Origin of the sequence: Nocardioides panacis, assembly GCF_019039255.1 — a bacterium.
GTDB lineage: Bacteria > Actinomycetota > Actinomycetes > Propionibacteriales > Nocardioidaceae > Nocardioides_B > Nocardioides_B panacis.
In genome coordinates, this window is sequence record NZ_CP077062.1 from 3,211,133 (window position 1) to 3,226,869 (window position 15,737).

Here is a 15,737-nt window from a genome sequence, read left to right on the forward strand (position 1 = left end):
GTCCCACTACTCAGTGTCAGTGACTACCGGTACATAGTAACGCTGAATAGCGAGTGCGCAAGGGGTGCGTGACGCAGGCGGCCGGGGCCTCCCGCGGGGGCTGCGGCGGCCTCAGCGGACCCGCTCGACCCGTCCCTCGTCCCAGACCGGTCCGTCGGACTCGTAGACCGAGCCGTCGGCGCCGTACACGAGGTAGCGGTCGAAGCCGCGCGCGAACCAGCGGTCGTGCGTCACCGCCAGGACCGTGCCGTCGAAGGCCTCCAGGCCCTCCTCGAGCGCCTCGGCGGACTCCACGTCCAGGTTGTCGGTGGGCTCGTCGAGCAGCAGCAGCGTGGCGCCGGACAGCTCGAGCAGCAGGATCTGGAAGCGCGCCTGCTGGCCGCCCGAGAGCGACTCGAACTTCTGCTCAGAGGCGTGCGCGAGCTCGTAGCGGTCCAGCGCCCGGGCGGCCGGCTCCCGCGGCATGCCGTCGCGGTGCGCGTCGCCGCGGTGCAGGATCTCCAGCAGCGTCCGGCCGACCAGCTCCGGGTGCTCGTGGGTCTGCACGAACCAGCCCGGCCGGACCCGGGCGCCCAGGCGGGCCTTGCCGGTGTGCTCGACCGGGACGACCGGGACCTCGCTCACCGGCCGGTGCTCGACGTCCGGGTCGGTGCCGCCGGCCGCCAGCAGCCGCAGGAAGTGCGACTTGCCCGACCCGTTGGAGCCCAGCACGGCCACCCGCTCGCCGTACCAGACCTCGAGGTCGAACGGCTTCATCAGCCCGGTCAGCTCGAGGCCCTCGCAGACCACCGCGCGCTTGCCGGTGCGGCCGCCCTTGAGGCGCATCTTGACCGACTGCTCGCGCGGGATCGCCTGCGGCGGGCCGGCCTCCTCGAACTTGCGCAGCCGGGTCTGGGCGGCCTTGTACTGCGAGGCGAGCCCGTCGTTGTACTCCGCCTTGATCTTGTAGCGCAGCACGAGGGCCTTGAGCTTGGCGTGCTCCTCGTCCCAGCGGCGGCGCATCTCCTCCAGGCGGGCGAACCGGTCGCGGCGCGCCTCGTGGTAGCTGGAGAACCCGCCCGGGTGCGTCCACACGGTGTTGCCGGCGGCGCCGAGCTCGACGGTCACCACCCGGGTGGCGGTGTTGTCCATCAGCTCGCGGTCGTGGCTGACGTAGAGGATCGTCTTCTGGGACTCGTTGATCCGCGCCTCGAGCCAGGTCTTGCCGGGCACGTCGAGGAAGTTGTCCGGCTCGTCGAGGAGCAGCACCTCGTCGGGGCCGCGGAGCAGGAACTCCAGGACCAGGCGCTTCTGCTCGCCGCCGGACAGCGTCGCGAGGTCGCGGTACTTCGCCCGCTCGTAGGGCACGCCGAGACCGGCCGTGGTGCAGACGTCCCAGACCACCTCGATGTCGTAGCCACCCGCGTCCGCCCACTCCGAGAGCGCCTCGGCGTAGCGCATCTGGGTCTTCTCGTCGTCGGTGTCCATCAGCGCCAGCTCGCAGGCCTCGACGTGGGCGGCGGCCTCCCGGACCCGCTGCGGGGAGACCGACAGCAGCAGGTCGTGGACGGTGCTGCCCTCGTTGCCGTGGGTGACCATCTGCCGCATCACGCCGAGGCCGCCGGTGCGGGTCACCGCACCCGCGTGCGGCACCAGGTCGCCGGTGATGATCCGCAGCAGCGTCGTCTTCCCAGCCCCGTTGGCGCCGACCAGCGCGACCTTGGCGCCCTCCCCGACCCGGAACGAGACGTCGTCGAGCAGCACCCGCCCGTCCGGCAGCTCGAAGCGCACTCCGGCGATGTCCACGTGTCCCACGCGGGCCAGTCTCCCCCGCGTCGTGCCCCGGGCGCGAACCGATTAGCCGCGCGCGGGACCCGGGCGCGGTCCTCCCCGTAGAGTCCGGGCATGGACAGCCGCGAGGACCGCACCAGGACGACGTACCTCCTGGTCGACGGCGAGAACATCGACGCGACGCTCGGCACGTCCATCCTGGGCCGCCGGCCGCGCCCGGAGGAGCGGCCCCGCTGGGACCGGCTGCTGCAGTTCGCCCGCGACCGCTGGGGCCAGGAGCCGGTCGGGCTGTTCTTCCTCGCCGCCAACAACGAGCTGCCGATGTCGTTCGTGCAGGCGCTGCTGTCGATGGGCTACCGGCCGGTCCCGCTGGCCGGCGCGCCCAGCGAGAAGGTCGTGGACATCGCGATCCAGCGCACGCTGGCCGCCCTGGCCGACCGGGACGACGACGTGCTGCTGGTCAGCGGCGACGGCGACTTCCTGGAGGGCGTCGAGGGCCTGCTGGACGGCAGCCGCCGGGTGGGCGTCGTCGGGTTCACCGAGTTCCGCAACCACGAGTTCAACGGGCTGGTCCCGCGCGGCCTGGAGTGCATCGACCTGGAGTACGACGTCGAGGCGTTCACCGCCCGGCTGCCGCGCGTCCGGATCATCCCGATCGACGAGTTCGACCCGCTCGAGTTCCTCTAGCCCGTCCCCGGGGGGCGTGCCTCAGGCGGAGTCCGACAGCCCGGTGCCGGAGCGGCCGGCCTCCAGCCGGGCGACCGGCACCCGGAACGGCGAGCAGGACACGTAGTCCAGCCCGACCTCGTCGAAGAAGTGGATCGAGGCCGGGTCGCCGCCGTGCTCGCCGCAGACCCCCAGGTGCAGGTCGGGGCGGGCCGCCCGGCCGCGCTCGACGGCCTGCCGCACCAGCTCACCGACGCCCTCGACGTCGAGCGACTCGAACGGCGAGACCCCGAAGACGCCCTTCTCGAGGTAGGTGCCGAAGAACGACGCCTCCACGTCGTCGCGCGAGAAGCCCCAGGTCATCTGGGTGAGGTCGTTGGTGCCGAACGAGAAGAACTCCGCGGCGCCGGCGATCTCGCCGGCGGCCATCACCGCCCGCGGCAGCTCGATCATCGTGCCCACCGAGAACGACGGGCGCACGCCGGTCGACTCCTCGATCTCGCCCGCCACCTGCTCGATGTCCGCACGCACCAGCTCGAGCTCCTGGACGGACGCCACCAGCGGGATCATGATCTCCGGGTGCGGGTCGCCGCCGGCCTTGATCCGCAGCGCCGCGGCCTCGAGGATCGCCCGCGACTGCATGGCGAACAGTCCCGGGATCACGATGCCGAGCCGGACCCCGCGCAGCCCGAGCATCGGGTTCTCCTCGTGCAGCCGCTTCACCGCCTCGAGCAGGGTGTGCTCCTTGGTGTCCCGGTGGCCGCGCTCGTCGTGCAGCGCCACCTGGACCGACAGGTCGGTGTAGTCGGGGAGGAACTCGTGCAGCGGCGGGTCGATCAGCCGGACCGTCACGGGCAGGCCGTCCATGGCCTCCAGGATCCCGAGGAAGTCGTCGCGCTGCATCGGCAGCAGCTCGGCGAGCGCCTTCTCCTGCTCGTCGGTGCTCTCGGCCAGGATCAGGTTCTCCACCAGCGCCTTCCGGTCGCCGAGGAACATGTGCTCGGTGCGGCACAGCCCGATCCCCTGGGCGCCGAACCTCCGGGCCCGCAGCGCGTCGTCGGGGGTGTCGGCGTTCGCCCGCACCGCCAGCCGGCGGGTCCGGTCGGCGTGCTCCATGATCCGCGCGACCGCGGCGACCAGCTCGTCACCGGCCGCGTCCTGGTCGCCCTCGAAGTGCCGGACCACGAGCGAGTCGACGACCGGCACCTCGCCGGAGAACACCTCGCCGGTCGTGCCGTCGATGGAGATCGGGTCGCCCTCGGTGATCTCGACGCCGTCACGGGTGCGCATCGACCGGCCCCGGACGTCGATGGTCAGCGAGTCCGCGCCGCACACGCAGGTCCGTCCCATGCCCCGCGCGACGACCGCCGCGTGCGAGGTCTTGCCGCCCCGGCTGGTCAGGATGCCGCGGGCCGCGACCATGCCCCGCAGGTCGTCGGGGTTGGTCTCGCGGCGCACCAGGATGACCTGCTCGCCCCGGCCGGCCCACTCCACGGCGGTGTCGGAGTCGAACACCGCCCGGCCGACCGCCGCACCGGGCGAGGCGTTCATGCCCTGCGCGATCAGGGTGCGCTCGGCGTCCCCGTCGAAGCGCGGGAACATCAGCTGCGCGAGCTGGGCGCCGGTGACCCGCCGCACCGCCTCGTCCATGTCGATGAGGCCCTGGTCGACGAGCTGGCAGGCGATCCGGAAGGCCGCCTCCGCGGTGCGCTTGCCGACCCGGGTCTGCAGCATCCACAGCTTGCCGCGCTCGATGGTGAACTCGATGTCGCACAGGTCCTGGTAGTGCTGCTCCAGCGTCTCCATGATGCCGAGCAGCTCGTCGTACGACGCCTGGTCGATGCCCGCGAGGTCGGCGAGCGGGACGGTGTTGCGGATGCCGGCCACCACGTCCTCGCCCTGCGCGTTCTGCAGGTAGTCGCCGTAGACGCCCTGCGCGCCCGAGGCCGGGTCCCGGGTGAACGCCACGCCGGTGCCGGAGTCCATGCCGCCGTTGCCGAACACCATCGAGCAGATGTTGACCGCCGTGCCCAGGTCGCCGGGGATCCGCTCCTGGCGGCGGTAGAGCACCGCCCGCTCGGTGTTCCAGGAGTCGAAGACCGCCCGCACCGCCAGGTCCATCTGCTCGCGCGGGTCCTGCGGGAACGGGCTGCCGGTGTGCTCCTCGATCAGCCGCTTGTACGTCGCGACCAGGGCCCGTAGGTCGTCCACGTCGAGGTCCAGGTCGCTGGTCGTCCCGCGCTCCTCCTTGAGCCGGTCGAGCTGCTCGGCGAAGACGCTCGGCTCGATGCCGAGCACGGTGCTGCCGAACATCTGCAGCAGCCGCCGGTAGGAGTCGAACGCGAACCGCTCGTCGCCGCCGGTCATCGCCGCGAGACCGGCGACCGACTCGTCGTTCAGGCCGACGTTGAGGACCGTCTCCATCATCCCGGGCATCGAGAACTTCGCGCCGGAGCGCACCGAGACCAGGAGCGGGCCGTCCGGCTGGCCGAGCCGTCGGCCCATCGCCTTCTCCAGTGCCGCGAGGTGCTCGCCGACCTCGGCGGCCAGCTCCTCGGGCTCGTCGCCGCGCTCGAGGTAGGCCCGGCACGCGTCGGTGCTGATCGTGAAGCCCGGCGGGACCGGCAGACCCAGGTTCGTCATCTCGGCGAGGTTCGCCCCCTTGCCGCCGAGCAGGTCCTTCTGGTCCTTGCCACCCTCGGAGAAGTCGTACACGTACTTCGTCATGGACCCCTCTCTACCTCACCCACGGCCTCCCGAACAGGGGCGAGCGGCCCGGGCTCCCGGGCCGGGGCTCAGTCCTGGGTCACGCCCGCCCAGAGGTTCACCCCGGCCTCGACCGCGTCCTGGTCGATCGCGGCCAGCTCGGCGTCGGTGAGCGGCGGACCGTCGAGCGCGTCGAGGTTGGTGTCGAGCTGCTCGACCGAGGAGGCCCCGATGACCGCGGAGGTGACCCGGCGGTCCCGCAGCGCCCACTGCAGCGCCAGCTGGGCGAGCTTCTGGCCGCGCCCCACGGCGATCTCGTTGAGCCGTCGGACGTGCTTGAGGGTGGCCTCGTCGAGGTGCCGGTCACCGATCGTGCTGCCCTCGCGGGCGGCACGGGAGTCCGACGGGACCCCGTCGAGGTAGCGGTCGGTCAGCAGCCCCTGGGCCAGCGCGGTGAACACGATGCAACCCATGCCCTGCTCCTCGAGCTCGTCGAGCAGGCCCTTCTCGATCCAGCGGTTGAGCATGGAGTACGACGGCTGGTGGATCAGCAGCGGCGTGCCCAGCTCGCGGGCGATCGACGCGGCCTCCTTCGTCCTGGCTGCGGAGTAGGAGGAGATGCCGGCGTACAGCGCGCGGCCGGAGCGGACCGCCGTGTCCAGCGCCTGCATGGTCTCCTCGACGGGCGTCTCGGCGTCGAAGCGGTGGCTGTAGAAGATGTCGACGTACTCCACCCCGATCCGCTTCAGCGACTGGTCGAGGGAGGACAGGACGTACTTCCGGGAGCCGCCGCCCTGGCCGTAGGGCCCCGGCCACATGTCGTATCCGGCCTTCGTGGAGATCACCAGCTCGTCGCGCAGCCCGGCGAAGTCGGTGGCCAGGAACCGGCCGAAGTTCTCCTCCGCGCGGCCGTAGGGCGGGCCGTAGTTGTTGGCCAGGTCGAAGTGCGTGACGCCCCGGTCGAACGCACGGCGCAGGATCGCCCGCTGGGTCTCCTCGGGCCGGTCGGTGCCGAAGTTCTGCCAGAGGCCGAGGGACAGCGCGGGCAGCTTGAGGCCGCTCCGTCCGGTGTAGCGGTAGTCCATCGTGTCGTAGCGGTCGTCGGCCGGCTGGTAGTCGCTCATCCGCCCATCGAACCACCCGGCCGCCGGCCGCGGGGTCAGCCGGTCTGCTCGCCCGCCTGCCGGACCGCGGCGACGACCGCATCGCGCAGCCCCGCCCGCTCGATGCCGAAGGCGCCGAGCGTGTCCAGGACGACCCGGTCCCCGCCGCGGACCAGGCCGAGCAGCAGGTGCTCGGTGCCGATGTAGTTGTGCCGCAGGGCGATCGCCTCGCGCAGCGCGAGCTCCAGCGCCTTCTTGGACCCGCGCCCGAACCGCGGCGGCCGGCTGGCCGGCAGCGCGCCGCCGAGGTTGCGGTCGATCCGCCGCACGACCTCGTCCAGGTCGATGCCGATCGCCTGCAGCGCGGCGGCGTCGTCGGCGTCCAGCCCGTCGACGTACTGCATCCGCAGCCGGTCGAGCTCGGCGCGCAGGTCGGCCGGCGCGGCGCCCAGCCCGGCCAGGACCCGCGTCGCGAGGCACTGCTCGTCGGCCAGCAGCGCGGCGAGCAGGTGCTCGGGGCGCGTCTCGGCGGCGGTGGCGTCCCGCGCGACGAGCGCCGCCTGCTCCACCACCTGGCGCGCGGGCCGGGTGAACCTCTCGAACATGTCCGTCCCCTTCTCTCAGCGCCGGCCGTGCTTCTTGTGCACGGCCTGGCGGCTCACACCGAGCACGTCGGCGATCTCCTGCCACGACCAGCCCAGCGAGCGGGCCCGGCGCACCTGGGTCTCCTCCAGGTGCTCGAGCAGCCGTCCCAGCGCCCGCACCGCCCGCAGGCCGGTGCGGGGGTCGGCGTCCGCGGCGGCGGTGGCGAGGTCGTCGGTGCCGGTCATGGCTGTCAACCTACGTTGACGTCACGGGTCCTGTCAACGTTGGTTGACGACTGGCAGGCTGGCGCCATGCGATGGATGGTGTACGGCGCCGGGGCGGTCGGCGGGGTGCTCGGCGGACTGCTGCACGAGGCCGGCCGCGACGTGGTGCTGGTGGCGCGCGGCCCGCACCTCGACGCACTGCGCCGCGACGGGCTGACCCTGGCGTCCCCCGAGGGCACCCGCTCGATCGACGTACCCGCCGCCGGGGACGCGCGCGAGGCCCTCGGCGCGGACGGACCGGTCACCGTGCTGCTGGCGGTCAAGAGCCACCAGACGCAGGCCGCCGTCGAGGACCTGACCTCGGTGCTGCCCGCCTCCACCCCGGTGGTGTCGCTGCAGAACGGCGTGGCCAACGAGCCGTGGCTGCTGCGGTTCTTCGCCGACGTCCAGGGCGTCTGCGTGATGATGCCGACCGGCCACCTCGAGCCCGGGGTCGTCGAGCAGCACTCGGCGCCGGTCCCGGGCATCCTCGACGTCGGTCGCTACCCGGGCGGCACGGACGCCACCAGCCGGGCCGTGGCTGCAGCCTTCCGGGACGCCGGGTTCGTCTCGGAGCCCCGACCGGACGTGATGGCCTGGAAGCACCGCAAGCTGATGATGAACCTCGGCAACGCGGTCCAGGCCTGCTGCGCCCCCGGCCCGGCCGCCGACGACCTGGCCGGGCGGGCGGTGGCCGAGGGCGAGGCCGCCCTGGCTGCGGCCGGGATCCCCGTGGTCGGCGTCGCGCAGGACCGCGAGCGCCGCGGCGACCTCCTCCGGGTCGCCCCGGTCGCCGGTCGCGAGCGCGCCGGCGGGTCGTCCTGGCAGAGCCTGCGGCGCGGCACGGGGAGCATCGAGACCGACTACCTCAACGGCGAGGTGGTCCGGCTCGGTCGGCTGCACGGCGTGCCCACCCCGGCCAACGCGCTGCTCCAGGCCACCGCCCGGCGGCTGGCCGCCACGGGCGGCGTGCCCGGCTCGGTCCCGGCCGCGGACCTGCTCGCCCGGCTCGGCTAGGCCCGGCGCACCTCCAGGACCCGGAAGCCCTTGGCGCTCGAGAGCCGCGCGGTGGGCCAGCCCTGCTCCCCGAGCCAGCGCTGCAGCGAGTCGGCGCCGAGGTTCTTGCCGACCACCAGGACCGCGCGGCCGCCGGGCGCGAGCCGCGGCAGCCAGGTCAGCAGCAGCGCGTGCAGCGCCTCCTTGCCGATCCGGATCGGCGGGTTGGACCAGATCTCGTCGTAGGTCTCGTCGGCGGGCACGTCGGCGGGCGTCGCCGCGGTGAGCCGGTCGGCCACCCCCAGCGCCGCGGCGTTCTCGGCCGCCAGCAGCACCGCCCGCTCGTTGACGTCCACCGCGCGCACGACGGCGCCGGGGACCGCGACCGCGAGGGCCAGCCCGATCATCCCGTAGCCGCACCCGAGGTCGAGGTAGGTCCGGGCCGTCGGCGGCTCGGTCTCCCGGAACAGCACCGCCGTCCCGACGTCGAGGCGGCCGACGGCGAAGACGCCCGACCCCGAGGTCAGCGCGAGCTCGTGCCCCCACACCTCGGCCTGCAGCGGCACCCGCTTGAACGCGACCGTGGGGTCGGCGGAGAAGTAGTGGTCATCCACGGGGCTCCTCCACGCCGCCGGCCAGCACCCGGCGTCGGCGCGACTCCCGGGCGCGGGCAGCCAGCCCGTCGGCGTCCGGGTAGGCGACCTCCTCCAGCGTCAGCCCGTGCGGCTGCGCCACGGTGACACCCGGGTCCCGCACCCGGGCGGCCAGCACGTCCGCGGCCCACGACGCCGGCCGGCGCCCCTCGCCCACCGGGAGCATCACCCCGACCAGCGAGCGGACCATGGTGTGGCAGAACGCGTCGGCGCGCACCCGGGCGACGGCGAGACCCGCCGGGTCCCGCTCCCAGGACAGGTCGAGGAGCGTGCGGATGGTGGTGGCGCCCTCGCGGCGCCGGCAGAACGCCGCGAAGTCGTGCTCGCCGACCAGCGCCTCGGCGGCGCGGTTCATCGCCTCCAGGTCCAGCGGGCGCGACCAGGCCAGCACGTTGCGACGCACCAGCGGGTCGACCAGGCTGGGGCGGTCGGCGATCCGGTAGGCGTAGCGCCGCCAGACCGCGGAGAACCGCGCGTCGAAGCCGTCCGGCGCCTCGACCACCGACCGCACGCGTACGTCGGGGGGCAGCACGCCGTTGAGCCGGCGCAGCAGCGCCCGTGACGGGGTCTCCGCGCTGCGACCCGCGGCTCGCAGCACCGCGTCGGCGTCGACGTCGACGTGCACCACCTGCCCCCGGGCGTGCACCCCGGTGTCGGTGCGCCCGGCGCAGGTGACCGCGACACCGTCCAGGCGCAGCACCCGGGCCAGGGCCTCCTCGAGGAGCCCCTGCACGGTGCGCAGGCCCGGCTGGACGGCCCAGCCGTGGAAGTCGGTGCCGTCGTAGGCAAGGTCGAGTCGGAGCCGCACGGCGACATCCTCCCAACCGGGCGCCGTGGGTGCACATCCGCCCTAGGGTCGGCGCATGACGTTCCGCATCGACGCGACCTCGAGCACGCCGCCGTACGAGCAGCTGCGCACGCAGATCGCCGCCGGCGCGGCCGGCGGCGGGCTGCCGGCGGGCACGAAGCTGCCCACGGTCCGCGCGCTCGCCGAGCAGCTCGGGGTGGCCGCGAACACCGTGGCCCGCGCCTACCGCGAGCTGGAGGCCGACGGGGTGGTGGTCACCGAGGGGCGGCGCGGCACGTTCGTGCGCTCGGACGCGCTCTCCGCCCGGCTCGACGACGGTCTCGCGGACGCCTTCGTGGCCGGCGCCCGGCGGGCCGGCCTCACGCTGCCCGAGGCGGTCCGGCTCGTCGAGCAGGCCTGGGCCCGCTGAGCAGCAGAACGGCCCGCCGCCCCCGGAGGGGCGACGGGCCGTTGCAGGCGTGACGCGTCAGGAACCGGCCTTGGTGAAGCCGGCCGCCTCGGCCGCCTCGGCGGTGGCGAACCACACCTCGGCGACGGTCTGCTCGAACCACTGGCCGTCGGGCTCGTGGTACTTCTTGGAGTCCTCGTTGCCCTTGATCGGGAAGCCCTCCGGAGCCTGCGACTCGTCCTCGAGCGGGACGTGCGAGCCCTCGTAGGGACCCGCCACACCGCCCTCGGTCTCCTCGAAGGCCTCGATGTCGGCGCCCTCGACCTCGACCACGGTCTCCTCGGCCTCGGCCGCAGCCGGGGTCTCGGCGGCCGGGGCGGCGGTCGTGGTGCGGGACTGCGTGGCACGGGTGGTCGGGGAGTACTCCTCGGTCACCAGCTCGATGACCGCCATCGGGGCGTTGTCGCCCTTGCGCGGACCGATCTTGGTGATGCGGGTGTAGCCACCGGGGCGGTCCGCGTAACGGGGGCCGATCTCCTCGAACAGGGCGTGCACGATGCCCTTGTCGCGGATGACCGCGGCCACCTGGCGACGGTTGTGCAGGTCGCCCTTCTTGGCCTTGGTGATCAGCTTCTCCGCGTGCGGACGCAGGACCCGGGCCTTGGCCTCGGTCGTGGTGATCCGACCGTGCTCGAAGAGGCTGGTCGCGAGGTTCGCGATGATCAGCTTCTGGTGGGCCGAGCTGCCGCCGAGGCGGGCGCCCTTCTTGGGGGTAGGCATTCTTCTTCTCGATTCTCCCGGGCCGTGTCAGGTACCCGGATAGATGTGACTACGTCGTGGTGGAGCTGGTCGAGGCTCGTGGGTGGTCGAGCCGGTCGAGACTCAGTACTGCTCGTCCTCGACGAACGAGTCGTCGTCGTCGTCGTACGCCGCGAGGGCAGCCTGCGGGTCGAAGCCCGGCGCGCTGTCCTTGAGCGAGAGACCCATCTCGTGCAGCTTCGCCTTGACCTCGTCGATGGACTTGGCGCCGAAGTTGCGGATGTCGAGCAGGTCCTGCTCCGAGCGCGAGATGAGCTCACCCACGGTGTGGATGCCCTCGCGCTTGAGGCAGTTGTAGGAACGGACCGTGAGCTGCAGGTCCTCGACCGGCAGGGCGAGGTCCGCGGCGAGCTGCTCGTCGACGGGCGACGGGCCGATGTCGATGCCCTCGGCCTCGACGTTGAGCTCGCGGGCCAGGCCGAACAGCTCGACGAGCGTCTTGCCGGCCGAGGCGATCGCGTCGCGGGGACGGATCGACGGCTTGGTCTCGACGTCCAGCACCAGCTTGTCGAAGTCGGTGCGCTGCTCGACACGGGTGGCCTCGACCTTGTAGGTCACCTTCAGCACGGGGCTGTAGATCGAGTCGACCGGCATGCGGCCGATCTCGTTGTCGCCGCCCTTGTTCTGGACCGACGAGACGTAGCCGCGGCCGCGCTCGACGACCAGCTCCATCTCGAGCTTGCCCTTGTCGTTCAGGGTGGCGATCTTGACCTCGGGGTTGTGCACCTCGACACCGGCCGGGGGCGCGATGTCGGCGGCGGTCACGTCACCGGGGCCCTGCTTGCGCAGGTACATGGTCACGGGCTCGTCGTGCTCGGAGGAGACGACGAGGTCCTTGAGGTTCAAGATGACCTCGGTCAGGTCCTCCTTGACGCCCTCGATGGTGGAGAACTCGTGGAGCACCCCGTCGACCTTGATGCTGGTGACCGAGGCACCGGGGATCGAGGAGAGCAGGGTACGGCGGAGGGAGTTGCCGAGCGTGTAGCCGAAACCGGGCTCGAGGGGCTCGATCACGAACCGCGAGCGGAACTCGTCGACGGACTCTTCCGACAGGGTCGGACGCTGAGCGATAAGCACTTCTGGTTTCCTTTCCGAGCCCACCCGCTATTTGACGGACTCGAACACCGATTGTGGAAAGGGAGGGTGGTGGTGGGGGCCGCGGCGGGCCGGAGCCCCCACCGGGTGGTGCTACTTCTTCGAGTAGTACTCGACGATGAGCTGCTCCTGGACCGGGATGTCGATCTGCTGACGGACCGGGAGCGAGTGGATCAGCACGCGCATCCGGCCGGGCAGGGCCTCCATCCACGCCGGGACGATCCGCTCGCCGTGGGTCTCGCGAGCCACGATGAACGGGGTCGTCTCGAGGGACTTCTCCTTGACGTCGATGACGTCGTGCGCGGCGATCTGGTACGACGGGATGTCGACCTTCTTGCCGTTCACCTTGAAGTGGCCGTGGTTGACGAGCTGACGCGCGTGGCGACGCGTGCGGGCGAACCCGGCGCGGTAGACCACGTTGTCGAGACGGCACTCCAGCAGCTGCAGAAGGTTGTCACCGGTCTTGCCGGCGCGCCGGCTGGCCTCGGTGTAGTAGTTGTGGAACTGCTTCTCGAGGACGCCGTAGGTGAAGCGGGCCTTCTGCTTCTCCTGCAGCTGCGAGCGGTACTCGCTCTCCTTGATGCGCGCGCGACCGTGCTGGCCGGGCGGGTAGGGACGACGCTCGAACGCGGCGTCGCCGCCGACCAGGTCGACGCCGAGGCGGCGCGACTTCTTGGTCATGGGGCCGGTGTAACGGGCCATTTCTTAAGCCTCCTGGATCTTGCTGGTCGGGGTCAGACGCGGCGGCGCTTGGGCGGCCGGCATCCGTTGTGGGGCGTGGGCGTGACGTCCTGGATGGTGCCGACCTCGAGGCCGATCGCACCCAGCGAACGGATCGCCGTCTCGCGGCCCGAACCCGGGCCCTTCACGAAGACGTCGATCTTCTTCATGCCGTGCTCCATCGCCCGACGACCAGCAGCCTCGGCTGCCATCTGCGCGGCGAACGGGGTGGACTTGCGCGAACCCTTGAACCCGACCGTGCCGGACGAGGCCCACGCGATCACCGCACCCGTGGGGTCGGTGATCGTCACGATGGTGTTGTTGAACGTGCTCTTGATGTGGGCTTCGCCCTGAGCGATGTTCTTCTTCTCCTTGCGGCGCACCTTCTTGGCGCCGGAAGCCGTACGGCCCTTGGGAGGCATATGTCTGTTCTCCTGAAGTCTGGTGAAAGCGAACTGCGGAAGTCAGCGGGTGGCTGCGTCGAGACGCAGGGTCACTTCGCCTTCTTCTTGCCGGCGACGGTGCGCTTCGGGCCCTTGCGGGTGCGAGCGTTGGTCTTGGTGCGCTGACCACGGACGGGCAGGCCCTGACGGTGCCGTCGTCCCTGGTAGCTGCCGATCTCGATCTTGCGGCGGATGTCCGCCTGGACCTCACGCCGGAGGTCACCCTCGATCTTGTAGTCGGCTTCGATGGCGTCGCGGAGCTTCACCAGCTCGTCGTCACCCAGCGTGTGGACCCGGGCGTTCGGGTCGACCCCGGTGACGGCCAGGAGCTTCTGGGAGGTGGTACGGCCGATGCCGTAGATGTAGGTGAGTGCGATCTCGATGCGCTTGTCACGCGGGAGATCCACACCAACGAGGCGTGCCATGTGGTGGCGTTTCCCTTCGGTTCTGCTGGAGGTGTCTGTGACGTGTCGCGTCCTGGCCCGCCTCGGGTCAGGCCCCGGCCTCCAGACCGGGGGTGGTTCGCTGCGTCCCCCGGGGGGCGACGAGCTAAGCGATCACGTGGAGATGTTCAGTTGTTCTGCTGTCACACCAGGGCTGGATCAGCCCTGGCGCTGCTTGTGGCGAGGGTTCTCGCAGATCACCATGACGCGGCCGTGGCGACGGATCACCTTGCACTTGTCACAGATCGGCTTGACGCTCGGGTTGACCTTCATCAGAGGCCTTTCGGAATCGGCTGGAGCTCCTCCCCGGCAGGCCGGTGAGGAACGTGCTTACTTGTACCGGTAGACGATCCGCCCGCGGGTCAGGTCGTACGGCGAGAGCTCGACGACGACCCTGTCCTCGGGGAGGATCCGGATGTAGTGCTGACGCATCTTGCCGCTGATGTGGGCGAGGACCTTGTGACCGTTGCTGAGCTCCACCCGGAACATTGCGTTCGGGAGAGCCTCCACAACCGTGCCCTCGATCTCGATCACGCCTTCTTTCTTCGGCATGTCCTCCGCAATCTCATGTCTAGAAAAGTCTGACTGGTCTACCGTGGACCCGGGAACCGCCTCGTACGTCGTACGAGTGGACCTCGTGGAACCGCCGCCGCACCCTGACCCACGCACACCGCGAACTGGTTCTCACCGGGTGCCGGGCAGCCGCAGGGCGCCACGAAACGAGCCCACGTTGGGCCGACGCACCAGTCTACGGGAAGAGCTTCACAACCCCTAATCGCGGCGGGCCTCCCCGAGCAGCCGCAGCACCGCCGCCGCCACACCGGCCGGGTCGACGAGCTGGTGCAGGTGCCCACCGGGCAGCGTGCGGGTCGGCCAGCCCCGCGCGACGGCCTCGGCCCGCTCCTCGGCGTAGGTGTCCCCGAACCCGAGGTACGCCGCCGGCAGCCGCTCCCAGCCGGCCGGGCTGGGCACCTCGGCCGCGAAGTAGGACAGCGGCAGCCGGCGCTGCTCCCCCTCGACCGCGGCGCGCGAGCCGGCGTCCGGGAACAGCTCGTCGAGGCCGGCGGCGGGCCACCAGCCGGTCCAGGGCGGCAGCAGCCCGTCCGCGCCGGCCAGCGTCGCCAGGTGCTCCCGCAGCGCCGGCGGCGCGGCGGGGGTGCCCGGCGCGGACGACGGCAGCCCGGCGTCGACGAAGACGACCGCCTGCACGCGGCGCGCGGAGGCGAGGGCGGCGACGTACAGCCCGGCGTTGCTGTGCGGGACGAGCACCAGCGGCTCGCCCGCGGGCAGCCGGTCGAGCAGCCCGGCCACCACGTCGGCGGGTGACGCCACCGGGTCGGGCAGGTCGGGCACCGTCACCGGGCGCCCGTCGGCGCGCAGCCGCTCGGCCACCGGCTCCCACACCGCGGGCCCGAGCAGCGGGCTCGGGAGCAGGACCAGCCGGGTCGTCGGCGGGTCAGTGGCCGCCGTAGGGAACCCCGAGCTCGGCCAGCTTGGCCTTCCCGCCGTCCAGCGCGGTCAGCACCCAGGCACCGCTCCCGGTCAGCGTGAAGGTGTTCTCGAAGTGCGCCGAGAGCGAGCCGTCCTCGGTCGCGACGGTCCAGTCGTCCTCGAGCGTGCGGCTCCAGGGTTCGCCGGCCACGATCATCGGCTCCACGGCCAGCGCGAGGCCCTCGACCAGGCGGGTCCCCCGGCCCGGCCGGCCGACGTTGGGCACGTTGGGCGGCTGGTGCATCGCCGACCCGATCCCGTGCCCGGTGTAGTCCTCGACGATCCCGAAGTCGCCCTGGGAGCGGACGTAGCTCTGCACCGCGTGCGAGATGTCGCCGACGTGCCCGCCGAGCGCGGCCGCGGCGATGCCCCGCCACATGGACTCCTCGGTGACCCGCATCAGCTCGAGCGCCTCGTCGGGGACCTCGCCCACGGCGATGGTCACCGCGGCGTCGCCGTGCCAGCCGTCGACGATCGCGCCGCAGTCGATCGAGACGATGTCGCCCTCGGCGATCACCCGGTCACCCGGGATGCCGTGCACGATCTCGTCGTTGACCGAGACGCAGATGGTCGCCGGGAACGGCGGGTGGCCGTAGCCCAGGAAGGACGGCTTCGCGCCCGCCGCCCGGATGTTCTCCGCGGCGAGGGCGTCGAGCTCGCCGGTGGTCATGCCGGCGCGGGCGGAGGCGCGCAGCAGCGCGAGGGTCTCCCCCACCACCAGACCTGCGGCTCGCATGGTCTCGATCTGGGAAGGCGTCTTGATCTCGACGCCGCGGTCGCGGAACACG

General features: G+C 72.0%; 19 protein-coding genes. 3 read left to right on the forward strand and 16 right to left on the reverse strand.

Annotation, left to right across the window (positions count from 1 at the left end):
- Positions 1–111: 111 nt before the first annotated feature.
- Positions 112–1,794 carry an ABC-F family ATP-binding cassette domain-containing protein gene (locus KRR39_RS15640; RefSeq protein WP_216938322.1) on the reverse strand — a complete coding sequence of 561 codons (1,683 nt, stop codon included), beginning with the start codon at positions 1,792–1,794 and terminating at the stop codon, positions 112–114.
- Between the two features lie 90 nt (positions 1,795–1,884).
- On the opposite strand from KRR39_RS15640, the gene KRR39_RS15645 reads away from it, so the two are divergent.
- Positions 1,885–2,457: an NYN domain-containing protein gene (locus KRR39_RS15645; RefSeq protein WP_216938324.1), complete on the forward strand. Its 573-nt coding sequence runs from the start codon at positions 1,885–1,887 to the stop codon at positions 2,455–2,457.
- Positions 2,458–2,478: 21 nt separating this feature from the next.
- On the opposite strand, the gene ppdK is transcribed toward KRR39_RS15645, so the two are convergent.
- From ppdK to KRR39_RS15665, 4 genes are all read right to left on the reverse strand, one after another.
- Positions 2,479–5,163, reverse strand: a complete 2,685-nt coding sequence (ppdK, locus tag KRR39_RS15650; RefSeq protein WP_216938326.1) for a pyruvate, phosphate dikinase — start codon at positions 5,161–5,163, stop codon at positions 2,479–2,481.
- A 68-nt stretch (positions 5,164–5,231) separates the two neighbouring features.
- Complete coding sequence (gene mgrA, locus KRR39_RS15655) at positions 5,232–6,266, reverse strand: L-glyceraldehyde 3-phosphate reductase (RefSeq protein ID WP_216938328.1); 1,035 nt, start codon at positions 6,264–6,266, stop codon at positions 5,232–5,234.
- Between the two features lie 35 nt (positions 6,267–6,301).
- A complete protein-coding gene (locus KRR39_RS15660) occupies positions 6,302–6,850 on the reverse strand; it encodes a Clp protease N-terminal domain-containing protein (RefSeq protein ID WP_216938330.1) in 549 nt (182 codons plus the stop codon).
- Between the two features lie 15 nt (positions 6,851–6,865).
- Positions 6,866–7,075, reverse strand: coding sequence for an RNA polymerase sigma factor sigma-70 region 4 domain-containing protein (locus tag KRR39_RS15665; protein WP_216938332.1), 210 nt, complete (start codon positions 7,073–7,075; stop codon positions 6,866–6,868).
- A gap of 66 nt (positions 7,076–7,141) precedes the next feature.
- On the opposite strand from KRR39_RS15665, the gene KRR39_RS15670 reads away from it, so the two are divergent.
- Positions 7,142–8,110 (forward strand): ketopantoate reductase family protein, encoded by a 969-nt coding sequence (locus KRR39_RS15670; protein ID WP_216938333.1) that lies wholly within the window; start codon positions 7,142–7,144, stop codon positions 8,108–8,110.
- Here KRR39_RS15670 and KRR39_RS15675 read toward each other — a convergent pair.
- Together KRR39_RS15675 and truA are read right to left on the reverse strand one after the other, a co-directional pair.
- Positions 8,107–8,703 carry a class I SAM-dependent methyltransferase gene (locus KRR39_RS15675; protein WP_216938335.1) on the reverse strand — a complete coding sequence of 199 codons (597 nt, stop codon included), beginning with the start codon at positions 8,701–8,703 and terminating at the stop codon, positions 8,107–8,109. The genes KRR39_RS15670 and KRR39_RS15675 overlap by 4 nt on opposite strands.
- Complete coding sequence (gene truA / locus KRR39_RS15680) at positions 8,696–9,550, reverse strand: tRNA pseudouridine(38-40) synthase TruA (protein ID WP_216938337.1); 855 nt, start codon at positions 9,548–9,550, stop codon at positions 8,696–8,698. The genes KRR39_RS15675 and truA overlap by 8 nt, the downstream gene beginning before the upstream one ends.
- A gap of 55 nt (positions 9,551–9,605) precedes the next feature.
- Here truA and KRR39_RS15685 point away from each other — a divergent pair, with 55 nt between their 5' ends.
- Positions 9,606–9,959, forward strand: coding sequence for a GntR family transcriptional regulator (locus KRR39_RS15685; protein ID WP_216938344.1), 354 nt, complete (start codon positions 9,606–9,608; stop codon positions 9,957–9,959).
- Positions 9,960–10,016: 57 nt separating this feature from the next.
- On the opposite strand, the gene rplQ is transcribed toward KRR39_RS15685, so the two are convergent.
- The 9 genes from rplQ to map all read right to left on the reverse strand — a co-directional run bounded on the left by rplQ (position 10,017) and on the right by map (position 15,736).
- Positions 10,017–10,718 (reverse strand): 50S ribosomal protein L17, sunset domain variant, encoded by a 702-nt coding sequence (gene rplQ / locus KRR39_RS26570; protein ID WP_216938346.1) that lies wholly within the window; start codon positions 10,716–10,718, stop codon positions 10,017–10,019.
- Between the two features lie 102 nt (positions 10,719–10,820).
- Positions 10,821–11,834 carry a DNA-directed RNA polymerase subunit alpha gene (locus tag KRR39_RS15695; RefSeq protein WP_216938349.1) on the reverse strand — a complete coding sequence of 338 codons (1,014 nt, stop codon included), beginning with the start codon at positions 11,832–11,834 and terminating at the stop codon, positions 10,821–10,823.
- Between the two features lie 111 nt (positions 11,835–11,945).
- Positions 11,946–12,554 (reverse strand): 30S ribosomal protein S4, encoded by a 609-nt coding sequence (rpsD, locus tag KRR39_RS15700; RefSeq protein ID WP_216938358.1) that lies wholly within the window; start codon positions 12,552–12,554, stop codon positions 11,946–11,948.
- Positions 12,555–12,586: 32 nt separating this feature from the next.
- Positions 12,587–12,994, reverse strand: a complete 408-nt coding sequence (gene rpsK / locus KRR39_RS15705; protein ID WP_216938360.1) for a 30S ribosomal protein S11 — start codon at positions 12,992–12,994, stop codon at positions 12,587–12,589.
- A 71-nt stretch (positions 12,995–13,065) separates the two neighbouring features.
- Positions 13,066–13,440, reverse strand: coding sequence for a 30S ribosomal protein S13 (gene rpsM / locus KRR39_RS15710; RefSeq protein ID WP_216938362.1), 375 nt, complete (start codon positions 13,438–13,440; stop codon positions 13,066–13,068).
- A 177-nt stretch (positions 13,441–13,617) separates the two neighbouring features.
- A complete protein-coding gene (rpmJ, locus tag KRR39_RS15715) occupies positions 13,618–13,731 on the reverse strand; it encodes a 50S ribosomal protein L36 (protein ID WP_004008316.1) in 114 nt (37 codons plus the stop codon).
- Positions 13,732–13,788: 57 nt separating this feature from the next.
- Positions 13,789–14,010, reverse strand: coding sequence for a translation initiation factor IF-1 (infA, locus tag KRR39_RS15720; protein WP_011757309.1), 222 nt, complete (start codon positions 14,008–14,010; stop codon positions 13,789–13,791).
- Between the two features lie 219 nt (positions 14,011–14,229).
- On the reverse strand, positions 14,230–14,862 hold the full coding sequence (locus tag KRR39_RS15725; protein ID WP_216938365.1) for a lipase family protein: 633 nt from the start codon (positions 14,860–14,862) through the stop codon (positions 14,230–14,232).
- A 52-nt stretch (positions 14,863–14,914) separates the two neighbouring features.
- Positions 14,915–15,736 (reverse strand): type I methionyl aminopeptidase, encoded by an 822-nt coding sequence (map, locus tag KRR39_RS15730; RefSeq protein WP_216938367.1) that lies wholly within the window; start codon positions 15,734–15,736, stop codon positions 14,915–14,917.
- Position 15,737: the final 1 nt, after the last annotated feature.

What these genes read in the sequence shown, in the direction of transcription:
- KRR39_RS15645 (WP_216938324.1), top strand. Translation starts at nt 1,885, where the DNA reads ATGGACAGCCGCGAGGACCGCACCAGGACGACGTACCTCCTGGTCGAC.
- ppdK (WP_216938326.1), bottom strand. Translation starts at nt 5,163, where the DNA reads ATGACGAAGTACGTGTACGACTTCTCCGAGGGTGGCAAGGACCAGAAG.
- mgrA (WP_216938328.1), bottom strand. Translation starts at nt 6,266, where the DNA reads ATGAGCGACTACCAGCCGGCCGACGACCGCTACGACACGATGGACTAC.
- KRR39_RS15660 (WP_216938330.1), bottom strand. Translation starts at nt 6,850, where the DNA reads ATGTTCGAGAGGTTCACCCGGCCCGCGCGCCAGGTGGTGGAGCAGGCG.
- KRR39_RS15665 (WP_216938332.1), bottom strand. Translation starts at nt 7,075, where the DNA reads ATGACCGGCACCGACGACCTCGCCACCGCCGCCGCGGACGCCGACCCC.
- KRR39_RS15670 (WP_216938333.1), top strand. Translation starts at nt 7,142, where the DNA reads ATGCGATGGATGGTGTACGGCGCCGGGGCGGTCGGCGGGGTGCTCGGC.
- KRR39_RS15685 (WP_216938344.1), top strand. Translation starts at nt 9,606, where the DNA reads ATGACGTTCCGCATCGACGCGACCTCGAGCACGCCGCCGTACGAGCAG.
- rplQ (WP_216938346.1), bottom strand. Translation starts at nt 10,718, where the DNA reads ATGCCTACCCCCAAGAAGGGCGCCCGCCTCGGCGGCAGCTCGGCCCAC.
- rpsD (WP_216938358.1), bottom strand. Translation starts at nt 12,554, where the DNA reads ATGGCCCGTTACACCGGCCCCATGACCAAGAAGTCGCGCCGCCTCGGC.
- rpsK (WP_216938360.1), bottom strand. Translation starts at nt 12,994, where the DNA reads ATGCCTCCCAAGGGCCGTACGGCTTCCGGCGCCAAGAAGGTGCGCCGC.
- rpsM (WP_216938362.1), bottom strand. Translation starts at nt 13,440, where the DNA reads ATGGCACGCCTCGTTGGTGTGGATCTCCCGCGTGACAAGCGCATCGAG.
- rpmJ (WP_004008316.1), bottom strand. Translation starts at nt 13,731, where the DNA reads ATGAAGGTCAACCCGAGCGTCAAGCCGATCTGTGACAAGTGCAAGGTG.
- infA (WP_011757309.1), bottom strand. Translation starts at nt 14,010, where the DNA reads ATGCCGAAGAAAGAAGGCGTGATCGAGATCGAGGGCACGGTTGTGGAG.